The sequence below is a fragment of the Peribacillus sp. YIM B13477 genome (assembly GCF_042787955.1).
In the GTDB taxonomy this organism is placed as follows: domain Bacteria; phylum Bacillota; class Bacilli; order Bacillales; family DSM-1321; genus Peribacillus; species Peribacillus frigoritolerans.
Genome location: NZ_JBHZPD010000013.1, coordinates 56,754 through 79,942 on the forward strand (window position 1 = coordinate 56,754; position 23,189 = coordinate 79,942).

Annotated in this window: 24 protein-coding genes; 7 read left to right on the top strand and 17 right to left on the bottom strand. The window is 41.6% G+C overall.

The features are described 5' to 3' along the window. Positions 1-8: 8 nt before the first annotated feature. From ACFX4H_RS24280 to ACFX4H_RS24310, 7 genes are all read right to left on the bottom strand, one after another. Complete coding sequence (locus tag ACFX4H_RS24280) at positions 9-824, bottom strand: uroporphyrinogen-III synthase (protein ID WP_377436410.1); 816 nt, start codon at positions 822-824, stop codon at positions 9-11. Between the two features lie 379 nt (positions 825-1,203). After that, entirely contained in the window at positions 1,204-1,485 is a 282-nt protein-coding gene (locus ACFX4H_RS24285; protein ID WP_034309321.1) for a hypothetical protein, read from the bottom strand. 137 nt (positions 1,486-1,622) lie between these two features. After that, positions 1,623-2,333: a DsbA family oxidoreductase gene (locus ACFX4H_RS24290; RefSeq protein ID WP_063590412.1), complete on the bottom strand. Its 711-nt coding sequence runs from the start codon at positions 2,331-2,333 to the stop codon at positions 1,623-1,625. A 74-nt stretch (positions 2,334-2,407) separates the two neighbouring features. Then, positions 2,408-2,863, bottom strand: a complete 456-nt coding sequence (locus tag ACFX4H_RS24295) for an RrF2 family transcriptional regulator (RefSeq protein ID WP_052137319.1) — start codon at positions 2,861-2,863, stop codon at positions 2,408-2,410. Positions 2,864-3,032: 169 nt separating this feature from the next. Next, positions 3,033-3,785: a TIGR03943 family putative permease subunit gene (locus ACFX4H_RS24300; RefSeq protein WP_377436411.1), complete on the bottom strand. Its 753-nt coding sequence runs from the start codon at positions 3,783-3,785 to the stop codon at positions 3,033-3,035. After that, positions 3,785-4,795, bottom strand: coding sequence for a permease (locus ACFX4H_RS24305; protein ID WP_241634923.1), 1,011 nt, complete (start codon positions 4,793-4,795; stop codon positions 3,785-3,787). The genes ACFX4H_RS24300 and ACFX4H_RS24305 overlap by 1 nt, the downstream gene beginning before the upstream one ends. 115 nt (positions 4,796-4,910) lie before the next feature. Continuing rightward, positions 4,911-5,579: a YdeI/OmpD-associated family protein gene (locus ACFX4H_RS24310; RefSeq protein WP_377436412.1), complete on the bottom strand. Its 669-nt coding sequence runs from the start codon at positions 5,577-5,579 to the stop codon at positions 4,911-4,913. A gap of 634 nt (positions 5,580-6,213) precedes the next feature. On the opposite strand from ACFX4H_RS24310, the gene ACFX4H_RS24315 reads away from it, so the two are divergent. Continuing rightward, positions 6,214-6,717 carry a DinB family protein gene (locus tag ACFX4H_RS24315; protein ID WP_249597365.1) on the top strand — a complete coding sequence of 168 codons (504 nt, stop codon included), beginning with the start codon at positions 6,214-6,216 and terminating at the stop codon, positions 6,715-6,717. 366 nt (positions 6,718-7,083) lie between these two features. Here the strand turns inward: ACFX4H_RS24315 and ACFX4H_RS24320 are convergent, their stop codons facing one another. Both ACFX4H_RS24320 and ACFX4H_RS24325 read right to left on the bottom strand, forming a co-directional pair. After that, positions 7,084-7,437 carry a UTRA domain-containing protein gene (locus tag ACFX4H_RS24320; RefSeq protein ID WP_249597364.1) on the bottom strand — a complete coding sequence of 118 codons (354 nt, stop codon included), beginning with the start codon at positions 7,435-7,437 and terminating at the stop codon, positions 7,084-7,086. A 221-nt stretch (positions 7,438-7,658) separates the two neighbouring features. Then, positions 7,659-8,543, bottom strand: a complete 885-nt coding sequence (locus tag ACFX4H_RS24325; RefSeq protein ID WP_377436413.1) for a PHP domain-containing protein — start codon at positions 8,541-8,543, stop codon at positions 7,659-7,661. Positions 8,544-9,173: 630 nt separating this feature from the next. Here ACFX4H_RS24325 and guaC point away from each other — a divergent pair. Beyond that, complete coding sequence (guaC, locus tag ACFX4H_RS24330) at positions 9,174-10,157, top strand: GMP reductase (protein ID WP_034309334.1); 984 nt, start codon at positions 9,174-9,176, stop codon at positions 10,155-10,157. Positions 10,158-10,206: 49 nt separating this feature from the next. On the opposite strand, the gene ACFX4H_RS24335 is transcribed toward guaC, so the two are convergent. Further along, the gene (locus tag ACFX4H_RS24335) at positions 10,207-10,548 is read right to left on the bottom strand and encodes a zinc ribbon domain-containing protein YjdM (RefSeq protein WP_034309336.1); all 342 of its coding nucleotides are present in this window, start codon (positions 10,546-10,548) and stop codon (positions 10,207-10,209) included. A 156-nt stretch (positions 10,549-10,704) separates the two neighbouring features. Between ACFX4H_RS24335 and ACFX4H_RS24340 the strand changes: the two genes are divergently transcribed. From ACFX4H_RS24340 to ACFX4H_RS24355, 4 genes are all read left to right on the top strand, one after another. Beyond that, a complete protein-coding gene (locus ACFX4H_RS24340) occupies positions 10,705-11,394 on the top strand; it encodes a response regulator transcription factor (RefSeq protein WP_034309338.1) in 690 nt (229 codons plus the stop codon). Next, positions 11,391-12,395 (top strand): sensor histidine kinase, encoded by a 1,005-nt coding sequence (locus tag ACFX4H_RS24345; RefSeq protein ID WP_283866218.1) that lies wholly within the window; start codon positions 11,391-11,393, stop codon positions 12,393-12,395. The genes ACFX4H_RS24340 and ACFX4H_RS24345 overlap by 4 nt, the downstream gene beginning before the upstream one ends. Before the next feature lie 100 nt (positions 12,396-12,495). Then, complete coding sequence (locus tag ACFX4H_RS24350) at positions 12,496-13,257, top strand: ABC transporter ATP-binding protein (protein ID WP_048689374.1); 762 nt, start codon at positions 12,496-12,498, stop codon at positions 13,255-13,257. Continuing rightward, a complete protein-coding gene (locus tag ACFX4H_RS24355; RefSeq protein WP_249597361.1) occupies positions 13,247-15,193 on the top strand; it encodes an FtsX-like permease family protein in 1,947 nt (648 codons plus the stop codon). Before ACFX4H_RS24350 ends, ACFX4H_RS24355 begins: the two co-directional genes overlap by 11 nt. 292 nt (positions 15,194-15,485) lie before the next feature. Here the strand turns inward: ACFX4H_RS24355 and ACFX4H_RS24360 are convergent, their stop codons facing one another. From ACFX4H_RS24360 to ACFX4H_RS24385, 6 genes are all read right to left on the bottom strand, one after another. Then, complete coding sequence (locus ACFX4H_RS24360; RefSeq protein ID WP_377436414.1) at positions 15,486-16,550, bottom strand: NAD(P)/FAD-dependent oxidoreductase; 1,065 nt, start codon at positions 16,548-16,550, stop codon at positions 15,486-15,488. A 198-nt stretch (positions 16,551-16,748) separates the two neighbouring features. Next, positions 16,749-17,564 (bottom strand): phosphonoacetaldehyde hydrolase, encoded by an 816-nt coding sequence (gene phnX / locus ACFX4H_RS24365; RefSeq protein ID WP_377436415.1) that lies wholly within the window; start codon positions 17,562-17,564, stop codon positions 16,749-16,751. After that, positions 17,561-18,655, bottom strand: a complete 1,095-nt coding sequence (phnW, locus tag ACFX4H_RS24370) for a 2-aminoethylphosphonate--pyruvate transaminase (RefSeq protein WP_328138125.1) — start codon at positions 18,653-18,655, stop codon at positions 17,561-17,563. Before phnW ends, phnX begins: the two co-directional genes overlap by 4 nt. Positions 18,656-18,680: 25 nt before the next feature. Continuing rightward, positions 18,681-19,673 carry an extracellular solute-binding protein gene (locus ACFX4H_RS24375; protein ID WP_377436416.1) on the bottom strand — a complete coding sequence of 331 codons (993 nt, stop codon included), beginning with the start codon at positions 19,671-19,673 and terminating at the stop codon, positions 18,681-18,683. A gap of 13 nt (positions 19,674-19,686) precedes the next feature. Beyond that, on the bottom strand, positions 19,687-21,303 hold the full coding sequence (locus tag ACFX4H_RS24380) for an ABC transporter permease subunit (RefSeq protein ID WP_328138123.1): 1,617 nt from the start codon (positions 21,301-21,303) through the stop codon (positions 19,687-19,689). Next, on the bottom strand, positions 21,296-22,048 hold the full coding sequence (locus ACFX4H_RS24385; RefSeq protein WP_377436417.1) for an ABC transporter ATP-binding protein: 753 nt from the start codon (positions 22,046-22,048) through the stop codon (positions 21,296-21,298). The genes ACFX4H_RS24380 and ACFX4H_RS24385 overlap by 8 nt, the downstream gene beginning before the upstream one ends. A gap of 228 nt (positions 22,049-22,276) precedes the next feature. Here ACFX4H_RS24385 and ACFX4H_RS24390 point away from each other — a divergent pair, with 228 nt between their 5' ends. Continuing rightward, the gene (locus ACFX4H_RS24390) at positions 22,277-23,035 is read left to right on the top strand and encodes a DeoR/GlpR family DNA-binding transcription regulator (protein WP_241634951.1); all 759 of its coding nucleotides are present in this window, start codon (positions 22,277-22,279) and stop codon (positions 23,033-23,035) included. Here the strand turns inward: ACFX4H_RS24390 and ACFX4H_RS24395 are convergent. Continuing rightward, the coding region (locus ACFX4H_RS24395) for a hypothetical protein (protein ID WP_377436418.1) at positions 23,001-23,189 on the bottom strand (189 nt) is incomplete at its 5' end. The genes ACFX4H_RS24390 and ACFX4H_RS24395 overlap by 35 nt on opposite strands.

Consider the following 23,189-nt stretch of genomic DNA (forward strand, 5'->3'; position numbering starts at 1 on the left):
ACTCACCCCTATCTGCTTGCCATTCCCTGATAATATTTCACCAGCTCCACCATTGCACTGCCCATCCGTTGGTCTTCAGGATATATGACCCGCTCAATCCCTTCATCGATCACCACCTGCGCTGTTACCTTTCCGACCGCAAGAGCAATTACATCTGTTGCAAACAGTCCGACTATCTTATCCTCCATACCTTGTTCACGGACAAATCTCATTAAATTTCGCGGCTGGGGTGCACTCGTGAACACAACCGAATCGATTTTGCCTTCAAGGATTTCTTGGATCAGCTGCTGCATCATTTCTTTTTCAGGCGCTATATGTTCATATGGCAGGATTTCTTTATGTTCCACTTTTTGTTCATCCAGCCAATTCATCAAAAGAGGCGCCGGATCGCCGTGAAGCTGCAAAGCGACCCTTACACCTCCAGGCAGATGGCCTTCCAGATTGCGAACAAGCCCTGCCGTACTGCCATCATCATCACGGATTAATGGCTGCAGGCCAAGCTTTTTCAGCATATTAACCGTTTTATAGCCCCTAGCTGCAATTTTCATAGACTGCAAAGCCTCTATGAAACGCTCTCCCGCTTCCATCTTCACTGCCGTTTTATATAATAATTCCGTCCCCACTCCCGTCGTGAGAATGATCCAATCGAACTCCCCTGCCATCAACCGGGTGACATCCTCTTCCAAATGGGAATCATCAAGGAAAACCGTCCCCTGTGCCGGGCGAACAAGCGGGACTCCCCCAAGATTTTGAACGATTTTACTAAGTTCTTCTGTCTTCCGCGCCCCCAATAAAGCAACGGTCCTGCCATTAAGCTTACTCATCCATGCCCCTCCTATATGTACATTCAATTAAATCCATCTCACCCATTATACAAATTTTCAGTCTATGAAACTATAAAAAACGGATTCCATATCAAAAACAACGCTTTTTCTTTCTTTTATCTTATATAAATTCAGTGGAAAGATGGATTAGCAGCATTTTGCTTTTCATAAGTCCCGCCCTCATGAGTTTGAAGTAAATACTCGTGAGTTTTGGGCTTTTACTCGTAAGTTTAGAGCAAATACTCGTAAGTTATGGGCTTTTACTCGTGAGTTTCCAAAAAAGCAAAACATGGCCTGCTTCAAATTCCTCATGCTATCTTTTCTAGCCAAAAATAAAGCTGCCACATCAGGACAGCGATTTTCACGATTTAACTTTTTGTTAATTCTTATTTATCGCCCTTTGGGCAATATGCTCCTGTTCTTTTTTTACAAAAACATCATATTGAGTGGTTTCATGGCGATTCTGAAAGTTTTCAGTGCCTAAATTCATAGGCGTTTTCGTTTTGAAGGGTATCCCTTCCCTTTCCAATTTCGCAATCGCCTTATAATAATTTTCATTCCCGAATGCTGTATAAATACATGTCCAATATTTATAGGAATTCAGTTTGGCAATTACTATACACGCAATCACGAGGACTAGTATTCCAATCATTATATACATCTTTTAACTTCCTTTCATTTCAGACATTTTTTTTGGAAAATCTATCCTGCACACTATATTCTTTGCCATACATGACATTTCCTTTTCAAGTAAAAAAAAGGAGACCCCGGCTTCGGGTCTCCTTCTTCGTATCTTCTTTATTTTTCCGTCACGTTACAAGAACCGTCCGTACAAGCGTCGCCTGTTGCTGGATCATTCACGATCGTAAGCGGATTTTCCTCAGCCCATACTTTTTTTAGCGTATCGAGGAATGCTTCCGTTGGCTGGGCGCCGGAGATTCCATATTTGCGATTAATGACGAAGAATGGGACGCCTGTTATGCCAAGCAGGCTTCCTTCTTGCTCATTTCCCCTAACCTCTGCCGTGAATGCCGTTCCTTCCAGCATGGACTCCGTCTCGGACTTTTCAAGGCCAACCTCTTCAGCCAAACTTGCCAATGTAGCGTGATCGCCAATATGTTTGCCTTCCGTAAAGTAAGCTTTAAATAATCGTTCATTCATTTCTTTCTCTTTACCTTTTGATTCAGCAAAGTGCATCAAGCGGTGGGCATCGAACGAATTCGTTAAGACCACTTTGTCCAAGTGATAATCGAGTCCCAATTCCTTAGCCTGTTGAGTCAGGTTTTGGCTGTTCGCTTCCACCTGCGCTTGAGACATGCCGTATTTCTTGGCCAGCATTTCATTTTGAGTCATATTGATATCCCGCTCAGCCTCTGGGTTCAACTCAAAACTGCGAAATGAGACCTCTACCTGATCTTTATTTTCAAACTGCTTTAACGCCTCTTCGAACCGACGCTTACCTATATAACAGAACGGACATTGATAATCCGACCAAATTTCCACCTTCATGTAAATACCTCCTCATTTTAAATGCAATCGCATTAAGCACATTATATAATCCTGGGTATCCTCTTGCAAGGATATTAGCCCAGACACTCATTTTCAAAATTGGTGAAGTCGACCTTTTTCATGAATTCTTCCAATGTATAGCCCTTTAGCAGACGCAATGTTTCCTTTTCGGCTTCGTTCATGATTTCCTCCAAAGCCGTATCCAGCTGCTTCCCGACTTCACCGCATTCGCTCGTTTCCATACAAACAAGACATTCCGGCCTTACCGCTTGATACACATCCGCCAAAGTAAGCTGAGAGGCAGGCACCTTCAGACTATAACCGCCTTCCCTTCCTTCCTTTGTTTCGACGATTCCCTCAGCTGCAAGCTGTGCCATCACCCTTCTTAAAAAAGTGGCGTGTGACTTCACCTTTAAGGCGATTGCCGAACTTGTCAGGAGCTTTTCGCTTTGTGCGAGCCAAACCAAAGAGTGAATGGCAATGGCAAAGCGCGGCGGACCAATTTGATTGTTTCGATTACTTGAAGACAAGATTATCCCCCCTTACACTCTTATCCATGGTAAGGCCATTATACTATGTTACGTGCTCCCGAACAAATGGCGCCATTTCTCGATTTTCCGCCCGCAGCGCACGATTTTACGTCCGTTTCCGGGTTCGGCAAAAACCCGGCAAAACATCCTTTTGCCGGGTTTTTCAATACTACTGAATGATTTGTACATTTTCATATAAATAAGCTTCTTCCGGTGCCTTTATTTTCTTCGATTCTTTTAAATCGATCACCGGTACGGGTTCCCCTTTATAGCTTCCTTTTTTTAATGTCCCTGTAATCGTATACCAATCATTCGTCTTCATTCCTTCCACGTTCCCGTTGACCATATAACCGTATAACGTCGCATCGACCACACAGCAGGACATGGAGAGGCGGGAGATGGCCATTTGTTTTTTCGTGAATGTATCCTCACGGTATATGAACCCCGAAATCTCTATCTCCTTCCCCTCGATCGTATCGAGGTTGTTCAGTAAATCATCCAGCACTTCAAAATAATTATCATCGGTTACGGAGATTTTCTCCCCATTCGCATGTTTCCCAGAATCATATGAACTTACCATCTGTGCCTGCTGCTTTGCCATCCCCCTTTTCGCCAGCACTTCCCCGCTTAAAGTAAAATCGGTCAGGATGAAGCCCAGAAGAATCGGAAGGAAGAACAAACCATATTTCAGGACCGAGGACTCCCCATTCGATCCGCAATCACAATGTTGTTCACTTTGTTTTTGTTTTTTCATTCGGAGAAGGCTGCTCAATAAAAAAGCGAAAAGTGACGCCAATGCATATGGAACCATTTTGGGTGCGATCAATTTCGTTAAATATCCTGAAACATACAATTTAAAGATCATGAGGCCCAATCCCAGCAGCAGCAATCCTTCAAGTCTTTGGATAAAAAAACGTTTCATCAGAAGCCCCCCTTACTGATCAATCCTCCTGCAATCAGGCAGAGGCTGAAAACGACTGCGAAAATAAGCAGGACATACGTGACAACGAAGCTCCGTTTAAAACAAGACATCATGATCAAAACATTTTTCAAATCCAGCATGGGACCAAATACAAGGAATCCCAGTATGGAGCCTGGCAGAAAGCTATGGGAAAAGGAGGCCGCAACGAATGCATCAGCTGATGAACAGAGTGAAAGCACAAACGCAATTCCCATCATCAACGCCGTGCCTTTTATTGGCGCCTGACCAATATCGGCCATTACGGACCGATCCATGAACACCTGAAATACACTGGCAAACAAGGCTCCGATGATAAAGTATCTGCCGACCATAAAAAACTCCTGCGAAGTATGATCAATGAAGCTTGTCCATTTACTGGACTGACTATCATGTACATGCCCTTGCACCAGTTCCAGCTTGTCCTCTTTCACCACATCTTTAGTGCTGAATATATGAATGAATAAACCTGCGATTATGGCCGTCAGGACACAAAGAATAATTCTTCCATATAGAATGGACGGATTATTTTGGAACGCATAATAAGTTGAGCCGAACACGATGACATTCAATATCGGGGCTGTTACGAGCAAGACCACACCTGCATGGACCGGGACACCCTTTTGAATCAATCTCCGGACGACCGGAATGATTGCACATTCGCAAACCGGAATGATCAGCGCCGCCGCAACCGCGGCAAAAATGGCCGTCAGGGGTCTTTTGGGTATCATCCGCTGAATGATTTCTTCACTGATGAACAACTGGATGAATGATGAAGCAATGGCACCCAGGAACAGGAAAGGAATCGATTCTAAAAACAATCCCAAAAACACGACGAGCACTGAGTGAAGCATCGGGTAGTCGGAGAAATCAATCGCTTTGGGAATGAACACATCGCCTAGAAAAAAGAATGCCAGCAGCAAAAACAGCAGAATCAATAACAGCAAATTTCCCGTGTAGCGTTTCAAAAGCATATTTAACCACCTCACAAATCATAATTATTACGATTTAAGTCTGGATTCGGTCTAGTATATGCTTTTGATAGGGTGAACAGAACAGAAAAAAGAGAATGGAAGACATTCCCCACCCTCATTTATTCCTTCGATATAGATCCCTGCTCTTATAACCTTCTCCTAAAATCGTTTTCATTTCCTGGTGCCGTTTCACTTGTGTCGCCTCTTGTTTTGCACTATACACGTAACGGGCCCAATCCTTGCGATACCCTGGAGTAAGTGATTGATAGAACGCAAGCAAATCAGGGGAATCCTGCAAATCTTTCTCAATTTCAGAAATCATGCCGATATAATCATCTACTGATTGGCTTGCTTTGGTAGATGGACGGTTTCTATTTTTTGAGTCTACTTTCAGTCCGACTACCGTAAAGACATCATCCAACCCAACCATACGCGCAAACTTCAGGTCACTCGAGCCGACATACCCTTCATCATCCGCACCAAGGCCCTGCATCAGATCATCACGATGAATATATGTAGCATATTCTTTATTCCCCTTCTTGGGGTACGCCAAAAAAATATAGCCGTTTTTACTTAAATGATTTTTCTCGATCACCTTATCCACGATTCTCTTTAAAGAATCCATATCCAATACAAAGGCAAATATAAGATCATAGGCACTTTCATTAAGCTTTGTATCGTAATCCGGCAGCTCTGCTAAATAATCCGCCCCGTCTGGCTGATTCAGGACTGCCACCCGTTCATATTTATGTAAATTCAGTTTTTCAACTATTGTTTTAGCCATTCCATTCACCATCCAATCCTGGTTGATTTTTTCTACCTTCAGTTTATAAGCTTCCCATTGCGTTAGCAACTTTTCCCTAGATAGTATAAAAAGTCAAAATTCGATGTGGAAACCTTCCGTATCTTTTCATATAAACATTTCTAGGAAAATATTAACTGTGCTATAATTCAGATATAATAATTTCCAATGTCCAGCTACTATAGATTCTTTTCCCTTTGAATGCCAGCTTCATTTTGCAGTTCATTAGCGGAGGCCCTAGGCGCAACATTCTAAGTAGGCATAAACTCAACTTTTTTGCATAGGCATGATAGGGTATCAAAGCTCCAGAAAAAATGTAGTCCCTGGGAATACAAACCTGACTCCACATTTGCATTTCTTCCCAAAATTATGAATACCAGTGAACATGTCTTTTCGTTGTACTATAAGAGATATCTTTTAACACTCTTCATTAAATAGAAACCATGTTTCAAAAACATAGTGTCGCACTCCTTCAATCATCATGAATCCACTTTAAATCAGGTGTTTTTTTCCGTAGTTTTTATGCATTCTTTATGCAATCAGATATCCCTTTTTTTCCTATTTCAAAAAATTCAGTGATGCTTTCATATGTGGGTGTCACAAAAGGGGAGTTCTCATGAATTATATCGAGTATGATTTGCTATTTGAATCAAGAAAACAGTTAATTGAGGAAATTACGGAGTTGGATGAAAAAACGCTCCACCATAAGCCTGTGCCTGAAGTATGGAACATCGCCCAAATTTGCCATCATTTATATCTTACGGAACAGGTTTTTACAGAAGTTATAGCAAATGGCATTCGGGAAAGGGATTTTAATAATATCATTCAAAAAAACATTTACTTCGTTACTGATAGAACAAGGAAATTCTCATCCCCTGAGGCCATTTCACCCTCTTCAGCCCCATTTCAATTATCGAGCCTCATGGATTTGCTGGCAGAATCAAGGGATCGATTATTACAGGTTCTTTATGATATGGATTCAGATATCCTGTTAAATAGAAAGAAAGCCAAACATCCCCTGTTCGGGGACCTCTCATTGGATCAATGGATTGAGTTATTATCCTTACATGAACAAAGGCATATCAAACAGATTCAAGAAATAAAGGCCGCCCTTATATAAGCCTTTCATGACAAATTAAATAATCAGCCAGAGACTTTTCAAACAAAACAAAGAGACCACGTCATTTTGTGGTCTTTTTTCATGCATGCTATGAAACGATCGTGACTGTCAGGGGCTGCACCAAGTTGATAGATTGGCAGAGCCCATATTTCCCTAGCCTGCACTATTCAAATTTCGTGCTTTACTCGTGAATTCGGAGCATTTACTCGTGAGTTCCGTACCTTTACTCGTGAATTCGGGGCATTTACTCTTGAGTTTCGTACTTTTACTCGTGAATTCAGAGCATTTACTCGTGAGTTTCGTACTTTTACTCGTGAATTCAGAGCATTTACTAGTGAATTCGATCGATATCTGGAATGGAAGTTTTTATATAACATATATGAAACAATCGCTCCGATAGATTATGACCGTGTGCTCAAGGACTTGATTACTCCACTTATCCCGGCATAATGATTCCACTTGCAAAAGTGGAATCAAACTTGAACACTGCAAAATATCCCGTTCGAAAAGAGTGGGAAAAATCACATTCAGCGTGCTCGTGCTGGATCCGAACTCTACAAAGCCGCGCTGCCGATAATATTGAAACATGGAGGTCATATCCGGACCGTCCTTTTCTATTTCAGGAAAAGTTGATTTTGTTACAAAAGATGTATGAAGAGCAATCGGGAAATCGTCCATTAACCTAAGCCTGCCAATTTTAAAGACCTTATCATCCGCCAACAAAAATCCCCCTTTACATATAATTTCCTTGTTATTGTCAGTGTAATGAGAAAATATGAAGCTATCATGATTTTCTTGTAAAAAAAAGTCCTGGTCAATTACCAGAACGAAAGGAAGCACTTATTTTATCGATCTTTTTCCATACAAGACCCTGTATGTTCAGTCTTTCAAATTCCCAATCCAGCATGTAAGCATGCCGCTTTCACAGCAAATTCCTGGTTTCATAGATCGATATTTTTCAATACCACATCATTAATGGCCATGCTTTTTTTCCTTAATTTCAAAGCATTCACACATTCCGTTCCAGGGCTCATACTGCCAAGCCGAATCGGCTTTTCCCCATAATCCCCATGAAAATCGGAACCTCCTGTTTTAATGAGATTATATTGATCTGCATATGAAATCGCTCTTTCCTCATCTGCATGACCATGATGCGGGTGAAGAACTTCAATCCCTTCAAGCCCTGCTTTTACAAGATCAGGGATAATTTCGAAACTCCCGTATTGTCCAGGGTGAGCAAGGACAGGGACGCCTCCGGCAGCACGAATCGCCTTCACAGCCAGTATGGCATTCACATACTCCATAGGAATAAAGGCAATGCCCGGCTCTTCCCCATTTTGGCCGCGGCTGAAGATTTTCCTATACAAATCTCCATAGATAGAATCCGTATACCCCGATTCCCGAAGCGCCAGCATAATATGCTGTTTATAAACACCGGTTCCTCCCCTGAATTTAGATACCTGATCCCAAGTTATTCGATATCCTGCATGAATCAGCCGTTCCACCATTTTTTCAGAAGCTGCATTCCTCTTTTCAATCAGTGGATTACATAAATCCTCAAGGGCCTTATGACCAGGCTCGACAAAATAGCCCAAAATATGTACACGCCTTCCTCTTGCAAAGTCATAACCGGAAACTTCGATACCAGGGATGATTTCAATACCTATTTCCTTACCCCGTTCCACCATCTCTTGCAATCTCATTGTTGTATCGTGATTCGTAATCGCTAAATGGCCAATGCTCTCCCTTTTTGCAACCTCCAATAGTTCTTCAAAAGAACTGGAACCATCTGAAACGTTCGTATGACAATGTAATTCAACCTTCATGCCAATCCCCCATTCTTATTCGTTACCCATTTTCATTTTAACTTAGTGCCATGTCGGTCAACGTTAAGATGATGTAAAAAAACGTAAATGTGTAAAAGTCGTCCTGATTGGTGAAAATACTTAAGTATTTTAAGCTGCATACAAAAAATTCCAGTTGATTTAAGAAACCCGCTCCCTTTCCGCCGACTGGCAGCCAAGCGTCTGTGGGGTCTCGGCTAACCCGTTATTCGGCAGGAGTGTCGCAAATTTCTTCCATCCATTAAGGAGTACAGGAAAAAAACATGAGGGATAAACTAGTCTTAAATTGGGTTCGGAGTAAGACGAGCCAGCATTTTTTTTAGGTGATTGGAACGGAAGGTACGAGACTCCTGCGGGAAAAGCGCGGCATGGGAGAACCAGCAGGCGTACCGAGGAGGCTCCCGCCCGCGGAAAGCGAGTGCCTGGAGTGGAAATCATTTTCATTGTCTATTTCGCTTCCTATCCCGTTACGGATTTCCCATTAAGTTGAAATAAAATCAGAACAAAACCAATAAAATTTTTGACTTACTGTCAAAAATGATGTACATTACCTAATGGGCGAACAATTTTTATTAAAAAAGACAAAAATATTCGTATATAGAGGTGCATAACATGGAAAACGTGTTTGATTATGAAGATATTCAATTAATTCCTGCAAAATGTGTAGTAAATAGCCGTTCTGAGTGTGATACATCCGTTACTTTAGGTAAGCATACATTCAAGTTACCTGTAGTACCTGCCAATATGCAAACGATCATTGATGAAAAGATTGCCATTTACTTGGCTGAAAACGGTTACTTTTATGTAATGCATCGTTTTGAGCCAGAAAAACGACTGACTTTCATTAAAGACATGCATTCAAGAGAATTGATCGCTTCCATCAGTGTCGGCGTTAAAGAAGAAGAATACGGATTCATCGAACAATTATCGAATGACAACATTGTGCCTGAATACATTACGATAGATATTGCGCACGGACATTCCAATGCCGTGATAAAAATGATACAGCATATTAAAAAACATTTACCTGAAAGTTTTGTCATTGCAGGAAATGTGGGAACTCCTGAAGCGGTACGTGAATTGGAACATGCCGGTGCGGATGCTACAAAGGTGGGCATTGGACCAGGGAAAGTATGCATCACTAAAATCAAGACTGGATTTGGAACGGGCGGCTGGCAATTAGCTGCACTTCGCTGGTGTGCAAAAGCGGCAAGCAAGCCAATCATCGCTGACGGCGGCATTCGCACGAACGGTGATATTGCCAAATCAGTTAGATTTGGAGCTTCAATGGTCATGATCGGTTCACTATTTGCCGGACATGAAGAATCTCCAGGTCAAACGATCGAGAAAGATGGAAAGGCCTTTAAAGAATACTTTGGTTCAGCTTCTGAATTCCAAAAAGGTGAAAAGAAAAACGTTGAAGGCAAAAAGATGTTTGTCGAGCACAAAGGATCTTTGGAAGATACGTTGAAGGAAATGGAACAAGATCTTCAGTCATCCATTTCATATGCAGGCGGTACCAAGTTGGAAGCCATCCGGAATGTGGATTATGTGGTCGTTAAGAATTCAATCTTTAACGGTGACAAAGTTTATTAATTAGTAATCTAAAAAAACGGCCTAATCAATGGATTAGGCCGTTTTTTAATTACACCTTTTTAACAAATTGGGATTTTAATTTCATTGCACCAAAACCATCTATCTTACAATCAATATCATGATCTCCATCAACTAGACGGATGCTTTTGACTTTAGTGCCCATTTTTAAGACGGATGAGCTCCCTTTCACTTTAAGGTCCTTGATTACCGTAACGGTATCACCATCGTTCAAGGCATTTCCATTAGCATCTTTGATAACCTTCTTTTGATCACCATTTTCCGTTTCCGCTTCCACCGTCCATTCATGGGCGCATTCCGGGCAAACTAAAAGACTGCCGTCTTCGTATGTATATTCTGAATCACATGCAGGGCAATTAGGAAAATCAGTCATAAATTCACTTCCTCCATTCATTATGCCAATTTTAATATAATAATGGTTTACACACAACCAGTAGTTTATTACCTCCCTTGCCCCTCCCTTCCTCTAGAACCTATAAAGATTTTACTATATACTTTTAAGAAAAAGCTGGAAAGTGCGGTGAACCCATTGTTTAAACTATTATTGATAGAAGATGATACGACGTTATTCAATGAAATTAAAGATAGATTGGCGCAATGGTCTTATGATATTTACGGAATCAGCGATTTTAGTAAAGTGGTTCAGGAATTCACGGACATAAAACCTGATTTGGTCATCATTGATATACAGTTGCCGAAGTTTGACGGATTTCATTGGTGCAGAATGATCCGGGCCCATTCCAATGTTCCCATCATCTTTTTATCATCACGTGATCATCCTACGGACATGGTGATGTCCATGCAGCTTGGAGCTGATGATTTTATCCAGAAGCCTTTTCATTTCGATGTACTCATCGCGAAGATACAGGCCACCCTTCGCCGTGTCTATAATTACAATACGGAAAAGATCGAGTTGAAAACGTGGTGCGGCGCCACCGTGGATTACGAGAAGAACACGGTTTCGGCCGAGACGGGCACAATCGAATTGACGAAAAATGAAATTTTCATCTTGAAAAAGCTCATTGAACAGAAAAACAAGATCGTAAGCCGCGAAGAATTGATCAACAGCTTATGGGATGACAAACGTTTCATAAGCGATAACACCCTTACAGTGAATGTGAACCGTTTACGAAAGAGGTTGGATGAACTGGGTCTAGGGCATTTTATCGAAACGAAAGTCGGACAGGGCTATATCGCCGTGGAAGTGGCAAATGCATGATCGGAAAATATCTCGTGGAAAGGTTCAGCTGGATCACATTCTACATACTTCTTCATCTATTCATTATCTTTGTCGCCTATCTTGATTCGGCCATTCCGTTAAGGCCCATACTGTATATTGTTTTTTTATCATTGCTCATGTTCAGTATGTTTTTGATTTTCCGCTATAAAAAGGAAACCTACTTTTATAAAAGTTTAGAAGCACGGGAAGACAACCTGGATATAACGAATATAGCCGAACCAGAGAGCCCTTTCGAAAAAATCATAGAAAACTGCATCATTAACCAAACCGAATTATTGAAGCGATCCGCAGCAACCGGTCAAATGACTTTAGAGCAGGAGAAGGATGAATTATTATCTTGGATTCATGAAGTGAAGACACCATTGACGGCGATGCATTTAATGATTGACCGCTTGGATGATGAATTGCTGAAATCACACTTGACTTATGAGTGGCTGCGCATTCATCTTCTTCTTGATCAGCAGCTCCATCAAAGGCGCATGCCTTTCATCGAAAATGATTTGTATATAGAGAAAACCGATTTGGAAACAATAATCTTTGATGAGATTAAAACGCTGCGGTCATGGTGCATTCAAAAAGGAATCGGCTTCGACATCCAATTGGATGTAACCGAAGTGCTTAGTGATGCCAAGTGGCTGGCCTTCATCATGAGGCAGCTCTTGACCAACTCCATTAAATACAGTGAAAACTCAGATATCATAATATATAGCCATGAGCGAGCCGGACAAACGGTTCTGGAAGTGCAGGATTCCGGACGGGGCATTGACCCAAAGGATTTATCCCGCATATTTGATAAAGGATTTACATCCACGACAAATCATCGTGACAGCGCGGCAACCGGCATGGGTCTATATTTAACCAAGAATGCGGCCGAGTCCTTATTCATCTCCATTGATGTGAAATCAGAGCTTGGAACCGGGACGACCGTTACCTTGACCTTCCCAAAAAGAAATGATTTCGTGAATATCACAAGCATGTGACAAAAGTGTCACATGCTTTTATTCTTTGTTCGTCCAAACGAAGGAAAAGAAATACATGGCCTTTTATAATGAGGATATAGAAAAAAAGGAGTGTATCCAAATGAATATATTAGAAGCGAAAAAAATCCATAAAAGCTATGGTAATAAATTCAATAAACAAGAAGTATTAAAGGGTCTTGATATAAGCATACAAGAAGGTGAATTCGTAAGTATCATGGGTGCTTCCGGTTCAGGAAAAACGACTTTGCTGAATGTCCTTTCCTCGATCGATAAAATCAGCAACGGCACCATTACGATCGATGGTAAAGAGATTTCGGGGATGAAAGAAAAGAATTTGGCCGAATTCCGTAAGAACCACTTGGGCTTCATTTTCCAGGAATATAACCTATTGGACACATTGACTGTCAAAGAAAATATCCTTTTGCCCTTATCCATTACAAAAACGCCCAATAATGAAGCGGCACAAAAGTTTGATAGCGTGGCGAAGGAATTGGGCATATATGAAGTGAAGGATAAATACCCAAATGAAATTTCCGGTGGTCAAAAACAGCGTACGTCTGCAGCGCGGGCTTTCATCCATGATCCAAGCATCATTTTTGCGGATGAACCGACTGGGGCGCTTGACTCCAAATCAGCTTCCGATTTACTGAACAAACTGAGCGAAATGAATAAAAAGCACAAAGCGACCATCATCATGGTAACCCATGATCCGGTGGCCGCCAGTTATTGCAGCCGAGTCATTTTCATTAAAGATGGACAAATCTATACCCAATTGAATAAAGGTGAAGAATCAAGACAAACCTTCTTCAAGGACATCATGAAAACACAAGGTGTATTGGGAGGGGTTCAAAATGAGCATTAATCAACTCATCTTGCGAAATCTGAAGAAGAATCTGAAGAACTATTATCTGTATGTGTTTGCCCTGATCTTCAGCGCTTCCCTGTACTTTGCCTTTGTCACCTTGCAATATGACCCAGCGCTGGATAAAGCGGAGGGTACGGTGAAAGGTGCCGCCTCCATCAAGGCTGCATCAATCCTGCTTGTTGCGATTGTTTCCATATTCCTTTTATATGCCAATAGCATTTTCATTAAAAGACGCAGTAAAGAAATTGGCTTATTCCAATTGATAGGCATGACGAAGAACAGGATATTCCGGATCCTGAGTGTGGAAAACCTGATCCTGTATTTCTGTTCCGTATTCCTGGGAATCTTTGTAGGGTTTGCCGCTTCAAAATTGATCATCATGATCCTATTTAAAATAATGGGTGTCCAAGCAATCGCGACTCTTACATTTTCTTTTCAGCCGCTAGTGCAAACCTTACTCGTTTTTAGCGCCATCTATCTTTTAATCATGTTGATGAATTATGCCTTCATTAAAAGGCAAACCATTCTATCATTATTTAGAGTGACTTCAATGACGGAAGGAAAAGTGAAAAAGGTTTCGATGTTCGAAATGATCATCGGGATATTCGGGATCGCCCTGATCATTGCTGGTTATGTCATTTCATCCAAATTATTCGATGGAGCTTTTACAGAGATGACCGAGCTTTTTATGGCCATGATCTTCATTTTGGCAACCGTCATCATCGGTACTTACCTATTCTATAAAGGATCCGTAAGCTTCATCTTTAATATCATCCGTAAAAAGAAAAATGGCTATTTGAACATCAATGAAGTATTATCCCTTTCATCCATCATGTTCCGGATGAAATCGAATGCGATATTATTGACGATCATCACGACCGTTTCCGCTTTGGCAATCGGTTTATTATCATTAAGCTATATCTCCTACTACTCAGCGGAGAAAATGGCACAAAGCAGTATCCCAACCGATTTTTCGATGACGGATAAGGGTGATGCAGATGCATTCAAAGAAGCATTATCAGACAGTAAAATTGATTATGACGCAAAGGTGATTGACGTCATTCAAGTGGATGTCAATGTAAAGGAAATAATGGAAACGAGCCTCGAAGGAGTGAACTTCGATTCGGATATCATGACCGTTCCCGTCATCAGTGATGAATCCGTTAAAGGAATCAACCTTGCTGAAGATGAGACCCTTTTCAGCGGATACAGTAGTATGATGGAGAAGGTCATATCCTTGAAGGATTCCGGAAAGATTGAACTGAAGGGCAAAAATGAAGTGATTCCGCAAACATATCTGGGTTTGAATGATGATACCTTCCTGTCCTATTACTTCACGAGTGGCGGATTGCCCGTTGCCATTGTAGACCAAACGATATTCGACCGTTTGAAAAAAGATGTCGACCCGAAAATCCAAAAAGTATCATCCGTCAATATCGGCATTGATGTGAAGGATGAAGCTGAACTTGAAAAAGCGAATGATCTATTCAGTAAAATGAATTTTAAAGAAGAACATGTAAATGATTCCCAATTAGAAGATTTCACCAACCAGAAGAAGAATATGGGTCTTATGATGTTCATCGTCGGCTTCTTGGGATTAACCTTCCTCATCACATCCGGCTGCATCCTTTATTTCAAGCAAATGGATGAAAGTGAAGGTGAAAAATCCAATTACACGATTTTAAGAAAACTAGGATTCACGCGTGGTGACTTACTAAGAGGAATCCAAGCAAAACAAGTTTTCAATTTCGGCATTCCTTTAGTCGTCGGGCTGCTTCACAGTTATTTCGCAGTCCAGTCAGGATGGTTCTTTTTCGGGACCGAAGTTTGGGCACCGATGATCATCGTCATGGCATTATACACGGCATTGTATTCGATCTTCGGAATCCTATCCGTATTTCATTACAAGAAGGTCATTAAAGAATCACTATAATTTCGAAGATACTAAAAGCTCCAGGGCCAATGTGGCCCTGGAGCTTTTAAACTGTAGAAAAATTCGAAGAAAAGTCAGTTTGCCTAAAATTTTTCTAAAAAAACATTCCAGTTGATTGGAACGGTAGGTACGAGACTCCTGCGGGAAAAGCGTGTCCAAGGAAGACCCCACATGCGCAAAGGGCGCCCGAGGGCGGGTCGCCTGCGGAAAGCGAGTGCCTGGAGTGGAAATCAACGATCAGATTATACAAACCCTCAATGAAGTTCCAGCTGCTTTCAGAAATCCGCTCCCTTTAAAGTACCCCAGCCGGTTTCATCATTTCCTTGATCAATTCCCTGTTGCGCTTTTTAAAGATTTCATTATGGGAAGAAACCATCCCCACTCCGTGAGCGTCAGGCTGGATATATTGCTTTGCCTTGTTTACGGCATTTGCAGCATCTTGAAAAGTGCCTGCTATCAGGTTCAATTTACCCTCATGCTTAAGGATATCACCGGCTGCGTATATTCCATCCATCGAGGATTCACTTGCAGGAGTACCTTCAATATAATAATTGTCGGCAATGGCAATGTCCACTTTACTATTTTGAAGCAGTGATGTATCACGCTCATAACCATGATTGATGATGACTTCATCGATCGGTAAGTAAGATACCTCTCCCGTTGCGTGATTCGTCAGTTCAACATGTTCAATTGATTCATGATCGTCGCAGGCGATCAATTTTGTAATCGTCGTATTCAAGAAACAAACAGCAGAGCTTTCCATCAATTGCCTTGCTTGTGATTCATGTCCTGCTAAACTATCTTTCCTGTATGTCAGGTACACCTTTTTGGCGATGGGCTCTAATTCATTTGCCCAGTCTATAGCAGAATTCCCGCCGCCTGAAATGATCACCGTCTTATCCTTGAAACGATTGAAAGACTTGACAGTATAGTTTAAATTGGAGACTTCAAACCTTTCTGCCCCGTCTATTTCCAACTTTTGCGGATTCAGGATTCCGCCGCCAACCGCGACAATGACCGTCTTGGAAAAGTGCACTTGACCTGAAGCCGTATGTAAAACGAAGATGCCTTCTTCATTACGTGTGATTGATTCCACTTTCTCATTCAAGACGACTGTTGGGTTGAATGTTAAACCTTGCTCCACTAGCTGCTCAATTAATTTTTCCACAGTAGTCGGTGTCAGCCCTCCAACATCCCAAATCATCTTCTCTGGATAGACATGAATTTTCCCGCCCAGCCGTGGCTGGTATTCAATCAGTTTAACTTTCATTTCTCTAAGTCCGCTATAAAAAGTGGAGTAAAGGCCTGCTGGCCCTCCCCCAATAACCGTTACATCAAATAAATCCTGCTGTTCCATCTACGTCCACTCCCCGGTAATCAAGTGTGATTGATTATCATTCTCATTTAATCGTACACTCTTTTCTCACTTTTTACAATAAGCAGGCGAGTTAAATTTCAAAAAAAACGATCCATTCTGCACGTATGTATGAAATTAGGGAAAAGAAAGTGCAGCCATCCCTACTCAAGGATGGCTGCACTTTCTTCGCACTGAATGCTAGTTTGAACGAGTTCTTTTCCCCTCCGCTATAAGAAGATTGATATGATCTATGAGTTCAGGCAGTTCCTCCATCGTTTTGATGGTGAAGTCTGCCCCGTTTTTCAAAAAGATATCTGCCGTTTTAGAGATGAGATCTTGTTTATCTCTTTCTGGCAAACTTGTATACTCATCCAAACTCAATCCCATCTCAGAGCTTCCGACAATGACTCCGACCGTCCATACCCCAGCATTCACTCCCTCTTGCATATCGGAAGTGGTATCGCCTACCTTCACCACCTTCCATGATGCCGCTAATTTCAATTTTTCCATATTCCGATAGATCATGTAAGGATATGGCCTTCCAATCGAATGGGTTGCATCCGGGGTTACATGGAAATCCGGCCCATACCCTTTTCTCAAAGCATTTGCTGTGACGACCTCCATCATTGTATCCGTATAGCCCGTTGTCGACCCAATCTTCAGGCCGCGATTCCTTAATGCTCCCACCGTCTCGATAACCCCTGGAATGGGATCTGTATAATCCGCCAATGACATCATCAGCGCCGGTTCGAATTCAGCATATAGTTTTTCAACGTCTTCCTCATTGAATGGCCTTCCGTATTGCTCCTCCCATAACGAGGATATCCTTGGCATGGTCAGCATCGCACGAATATGGTCGATTTTCAGCATGCCCATCGGAGCTCTGGCTTCCTCCATCGTCACGTCCAGTCCAGCATTCTTAAAAATATCCACAAAAACATTCACTGGTGCAAAACATCCAAAATCCACAGCTGTTCCAGCCCAATCCAAAATGATTCCTTCTACCTTATTCATACTGTCACCACTTTCATATATTTTTCTACGATCCTTCCAAGTTCCTCGATATCTTCTTCATGAATTTCGCCAATATTGCCGATCCGGAATGTATCTATGTCAGTCAGCTTTCCGGGGTAAATTACATAGCCCCTCTCTTTGATGAAATTGTAGAATTCCCCAAAATCAAAGGTTTCAGTTGGAAAAAGGAAAGTTGTAATGATAGGCGATTGTTTATCAGGTGAGATGTATGCATGAATGCCCAATTTCCCCATCAGCTCCCTCAGCCTATCATTATTATTTTTATAACGGGTGAATCTGGCTGGGATGCCGCCTTCTTCCGTTAATTCTTCCAGCGCTTTAGCAAACGCGGCCACTACATGTGTTGGAGATGTGAAACGCCATTTCCCATCCTTGTCCATCTCTTTCCACTGGTCATATAAATCCAGGGATAAACTGCGGGCATTGCCTTCACAAGCCAACAATTTCTCAAGCTTTGCAATGACGAAACCAAAACCAGGGATTCCTTGAATGCATTTATTCGCACTGCTGATCAAATAATCAATTCCGAGTTCAGGCACATTCATCTCCACTCCGCCAAAGCTGCTCATCGCATCAATGATCAAGGATTTCCCTTGTTCGTTTGATATCTTCGAAACCATCTCTATCGGATTTAAAATCCCTGTCGTCGTTTCACAATGAACCATCGCTATATGTGTGATGTCGCGATCATCCAGTAAAATGTTCCGGATTTCAGCTTCCTTTGGATATTCATTGTACTCTACGCCATATTCAACATGATTCAGGCCGATGCACTCCGCCATTTTCACAATCCGTTTTCCATATGCTCCATTCGTAATGATCAGCACTTTATCGGATTTTGAAAGTGCAGTCGTCAGCACAGACTCTACAACAAACGAGCCGCTTCCCTGCATAAGTACAGCCGTATATTCTCCGTTTGCAGCATATGCCAATTCAAGAAGCTGGGATCTGATTTTTTGTGTGATTTCTTTATAATCATTTTCCCATGTGCAGCGGTCAACAAGCATTTCCTGTTTCACCGTACTTGTAGTGGTCAGCGGTCCAGGCGTCAATAGTTTATAGGTATTCATTTTCCTTCACTCCTCACTGTATTTATCATTGTGCTGATTTAAAGAACTCTTGGTGCTGTTTCAATAATTCGACCGTTAGGGGCTGCTTGAATTTCATAGGGTGGGCCGGTTTATTCTTTTCCGTTACCTTTTCACCTTCATAAAGTGCGACCGGGTAATATTTCAACAGTTCTTTTCTAGCATCTTTACTGATCGTTTCTGCCATTTTCATCGCTAAATTTGTTTTAGCTTCATTACCTTTATTCACGACAGCCACGGATTCCGTGTAGGAGAAATTCCCCTCAGCCGGATCGACGAATTTGATCGGTAAGCCCGACTCTTTAGCCATCACGGCTTGATAACGTAAACCAAAACCGGCAGCCACTTCCCCTGCTTGAACTTTATTGATCGGGCCTGAACCTGAGCTCTCAAGATGCGGACCGCTATTTGCTATTAAATCATGGAGAACCTTTTTGCCCTCTGCGTCACCGTATTGACTGATTATTGCTTGATCTAACAGCCACCCTGTTGAAGAGTCCAGGATATTAGGAATTGAAACGAGCCCTTTATATTCCGGCTTTGTTAAATCCTTAATCGAGGTAGGCATCGGCAGGCCTTTTTGTTTAAGCACTTCCGTATTCACAAAAATGGAACCGGTATTGGCCAAAATCGGTGTATAATAGGCTGGTTTTTTTTCCAATGCTTTTGTACTGAATGACAGTTCCTTGAACATGGAGTGCTGTTCCTGTGCGCTTTCAATGAAATAGGAACTCATCGTCACGACATCAGCCTCGATTTCATCTCCTTCTGCGAGCAGTTTCCCTCCTAATTCAGATGAGCCTAATGATTGAAGGACATATTTTCCTTCGTATCCGGCATCTTTCAGCGAAGTCTCCATTGCGGCAGTGGCTTCTTCATCGCCATTCGTATAAATGACCACCTTTTCCTCATCCGCTTTGCCGCTGTTACGGCCCACCAATACAAATACCAAACTTAGAGCAACTAAAGAAAGTAAGGCTATCTTGATCGTTTTAGACATAATATCCCCCTTATTAATGTTTGAATTGTCTTTTTTGATAATGATCACAAAGCAGCTTCACGACTAGATTTGTAAAAAAGATAAGTAGAGACAGGATGAATATTTCATTGAATTTGGCAAAATGCTGAAGCTCTTTAATTTTGCTGGCCACCAATGTGGTTTGGGCCGTGACCAAAAAGATGATTCCGCTGATCGTCACCATACTATTGATGAAATAGTAGCTGAACATCTCGATTACCGTAGATGCCGAGTTAGGCAGAATGACACGATAGATTGTCCTGATCCAGCTATCCCCCAATAAATTCCCGGTGGTTTCCCAAGCAGGGTTCATTTTGGATAAAGAGTTCTTCGCCATTAAATAGGGTGTCGTAAAGAAGTGGACCATGTTACATAGAATGATGATGGCAAAGGTCCCCTTCCAGCTGCTGCCGTTGAACAGCAGCAAATACGATAAACCCAACACCATTCCCGGTACTGTATTCGTCAGCATCGAAATGACATCCATTGATGATTTCCCCTTAAGGGGCGTCCTGACATTCAAGACCGCCGAGCTAAAGGCGACGAACGTTCCCAGTACGGCCGTCATCAAGGCAACGAATAAGGAGTTTTTATAGACTGCCGTTAAATCGCTCGATTGGAATGTGTCGATAAAATGCTTTAAGGTGAAGGTGAGATCGTAAGGGAAACTAGTTAAAAATGGTGCAATGAACATGACTGCAAATACAGAAAACATTCCTATTAAGACCAGCAGCGAGATACCGCCAAAACAGATATCCCTCCCTTTGTGCTGCGTCAATTCAATATCGCTGAACTTGTCATAATGAAAATTAAGTTTTTCCAGATAGTTTAATAGGAAAACACTGAACACTACCGGAATGAGCATGAGAATGGCAATCACTGCGCCATTATTGAAATCAGGGATGGAACCCAGCATGACTTGATACAGTTGCGTCGCAACGACGGTGTAGGTCCCGCCGACCGAAGCCGGTATCCCAAAGTCGGTGAAGCTCAAGATGAAGGAAAGTACAAAAGCTCCACCTAAAGTTCCTGACAATGGCCGTATGATCGTATTCAAGAAACTTCTTATCGTTCCGTCACCCATTAATTTTGAGACGATGATGAACTTTTTATCCATGTACTTGAAGGAATTATTAATGAGAAGAAAAGCTGATGGCAATGTATAGATTACATAACCTATCAATAATCCATTAAATCCATATATATCGAAGAGATTCCTTCCAAAAATCTTCGTTATGATTCCTTGATTGCCGAAAGAGTAGATGATCGCAAACCCGAATGTGATTGTCGGAAGCAGCATCGGAATAAGGATCCCGGTTTTAATTACACTTTTTAATGGCCTATATAATCGGGTGCAATGGATGGAATAGGCCAGGAAAAAGGCTAAAACGGTCGTAATGACGGCTGTGAGTCCCGAGATTTTCACGCTGTTTCCAAATGACTTCATCAGCTCTGCATTGGAAAGGACTGTTAGATAATTCGAGAGATTGATTCCATCTGCCGTTTCAAAAGAACGGACGAACAACATGCCAAGCGGCAAGAAAAGAAAAGCGGCAAATAGCAGTAAGATAGGTATATAAATGACTCTCATTGCCGGTTTTACATCAGGCATACTTTTCACCGAATAAGTTATAAATATTTTCTCTCTTGATCTCCAGCTGTTTAAGAATGAATTCCTTAACAAAATCATTGGCTGGCTGATTGATGATTTCTTGCGGTGATCCAAATTGAGAAATATTCCCTTGATTAATGATCAAAATCTTATCCGACATCGTCAAAGCCTCTTCCGGGTCATGAGTCACTATGATGGTCGTCAGCTTAAATTCGCGGGCAATGGATTTGATGCGTTCCTTTATCGATTCCTTGATCACACCATCCAAAGCACTCAGCGGCTCATCAAGCAAGAGGATTTTCGGTTTCATTACAAGAGTCCTTGCGATCGAAACCCTTTGTTTCTGACCCCCTGATAATTCGCTGATCCTTTTTTTCAAATGCGGCGTTAATTCCAGGAAATCGATGTATTCCTGAAGCTCTTCCTTGGAAACGGATCCCTTCCTGTTCCTCAATCCATAAACGATATTTTCATAGGCATTCAAATGCGGGAAAAGAGCATAATCCTGGAAAACGATATTAAATCCCCGGTCTTTCATGGGCACGTTACTCAAATCGGTATCATTGAAAATGATTTTTCCATGATTGATACCCGTCAAGCCCAAAATCATATGTAATAAAGTAGTTTTGCCGCTTCCACTTGGTCCTAATAGTGAAACGATCTCCCCCGTTTTAATTTCAAGATTTATATGATCCAAAACTGATTTTCCATCGAATTGCTTGCTAATATTTTGTAGTTTTAGCAAACCGTTCACCTCCTTTAATACACCCTTAGTATAAAAGCCCTTTGTAAACCGAAGTTGGGATTTTTGTAAATACTCTGTAAATATTGAACACATTTTTACTAAATTGATACTAACTTTTGACCAACTAATGATATTTTTATCATCTATATGTTGAATATGTTCGCAGTAAACAGTACACTTAAACTGAATATCAGGAAGATAGATATGAAGAATAGGCGGGTGTAACTTATGCTTCCTCTTGAAAGGCAAAAGAAGATCATCGAGTTATTAACGATTAGAAAAGTGATGAAGATTGCCGAACTTACTGAAGAAATGCAAGTTTCCATCGAAACCATCAGAAGGGATATAAACCTTCTTACAAGGCAAGGAAAAATTGAAAAGATCTATGGCGGCGTTAAGCTGGTTCAATCGAAGTTTGGAGAATCGACGATAGATGAAAGGATGTTCAGTCAATTAGAAGAAAAAGAATCCATCGCCCAAAAATGCAGTGAGTATATCGACGATGGGGATTGCATTTATATCGATAGTGGTTCGACAACCTATCAAATCGCTAAATATATAAAACAGAAAAAGAAACTGACCGTAATAACCAGTTCGATCCCTGTTATAAATGAGCTCATTCATAGCGATATCGAGATATTGATCATAGGCGGGAAAGTCAGGAGAAATGAACAATCCATCGTTGCATTCGACTACTTATTCAACTTCAGTGAATTGAATATTTCAAAAGCATTCATTTGTGCGAGCGGCATAACCGTTGAAAAAGGGATATCCGACTATAATTTAGAAGAAGCGAACACACGAAAAAAAATCATTGATTTATCCCAAGAAGTCTATGTTGCCGCTGACAGCTCCAAGTTCGGGAAAGACGTGACCATCGGGATATCGTCACTGGATAAAATCGATTACATCATTACTGACGATCATCTGCCTAAAGATTTCATCTCTTCGTTTAAAGAGACCGGCACACATTTGATTCTTTCTTAAAAGCAAGAAAAAAACGGGAACTATACAGCAGTATAGTTTCCGTTTTTAGGTTCAAGTTGCAGCTGATTTCAGAAATTCGCTCCCTTTCCGCCGACTGCCTGCCAAGCCTCCTCGGCGTAAGCGCCTGTGGGGTCTCGGCTAGACAGTATTTCGG

Excerpts from the sequence above, each read along its gene's own strand:
- ACFX4H_RS24280 (WP_377436410.1), bottom strand. The coding sequence starts at position 824 with ATGAGTAAGCTTAATGGCAGGACCGTTGCTTTATTGGGGGCGCGGAAG.
- ACFX4H_RS24285 (WP_034309321.1), bottom strand. The coding sequence starts at position 1,485 with ATGTATATAATGATTGGAATACTAGTCCTCGTGATTGCGTGTATAGTA.
- ACFX4H_RS24290 (WP_063590412.1), bottom strand. The coding sequence starts at position 2,333 with ATGAAGGTGGAAATTTGGTCGGATTATCAATGTCCGTTCTGTTATATA.
- ACFX4H_RS24300 (WP_377436411.1), bottom strand. The coding sequence starts at position 3,785 with ATGAAACGTTTTTTTATCCAAAGACTTGAAGGATTGCTGCTGCTGGGA.
- ACFX4H_RS24305 (WP_241634923.1), bottom strand. The coding sequence starts at position 4,795 with ATGCTTTTGAAACGCTACACGGGAAATTTGCTGTTATTGATTCTGCTG.
- ACFX4H_RS24310 (WP_377436412.1), bottom strand. The coding sequence starts at position 5,579 with ATGGCTAAAACAATAGTTGAAAAACTGAATTTACATAAATATGAACGG.
- ACFX4H_RS24315 (WP_249597365.1), top strand. The coding sequence starts at position 6,214 with ATGAATTATATCGAGTATGATTTGCTATTTGAATCAAGAAAACAGTTA.
- ACFX4H_RS24325 (WP_377436413.1), bottom strand. The coding sequence starts at position 8,543 with ATGAAGGTTGAATTACATTGTCATACGAACGTTTCAGATGGTTCCAGT.
- guaC (WP_034309334.1), top strand. The coding sequence starts at position 9,174 with ATGGAAAACGTGTTTGATTATGAAGATATTCAATTAATTCCTGCAAAA.
- ACFX4H_RS24335 (WP_034309336.1), bottom strand. The coding sequence starts at position 10,548 with ATGACTGATTTTCCTAATTGCCCTGCATGTGATTCAGAATATACATAC.
- ACFX4H_RS24345 (WP_283866218.1), top strand. The coding sequence starts at position 11,391 with ATGATCGGAAAATATCTCGTGGAAAGGTTCAGCTGGATCACATTCTAC.
- ACFX4H_RS24350 (WP_048689374.1), top strand. The coding sequence starts at position 12,496 with ATGAATATATTAGAAGCGAAAAAAATCCATAAAAGCTATGGTAATAAA.
- ACFX4H_RS24355 (WP_249597361.1), top strand. The coding sequence starts at position 13,247 with ATGAGCATTAATCAACTCATCTTGCGAAATCTGAAGAAGAATCTGAAG.
- ACFX4H_RS24360 (WP_377436414.1), bottom strand. The coding sequence starts at position 16,550 with ATGGAACAGCAGGATTTATTTGATGTAACGGTTATTGGGGGAGGGCCA.
- phnX (WP_377436415.1), bottom strand. The coding sequence starts at position 17,564 with ATGAATAAGGTAGAAGGAATCATTTTGGATTGGGCTGGAACAGCTGTG.
- phnW (WP_328138125.1), bottom strand. The coding sequence starts at position 18,655 with ATGAATACCTATAAACTATTGACGCCTGGACCGCTGACCACTACAAGT.
- ACFX4H_RS24375 (WP_377436416.1), bottom strand. The coding sequence starts at position 19,673 with ATGTCTAAAACGATCAAGATAGCCTTACTTTCTTTAGTTGCTCTAAGT.
- ACFX4H_RS24380 (WP_328138123.1), bottom strand. The coding sequence starts at position 21,303 with ATGCCTGATGTAAAACCGGCAATGAGAGTCATTTATATACCTATCTTA.
- ACFX4H_RS24390 (WP_241634951.1), top strand. The coding sequence starts at position 22,277 with ATGCTTCCTCTTGAAAGGCAAAAGAAGATCATCGAGTTATTAACGATT.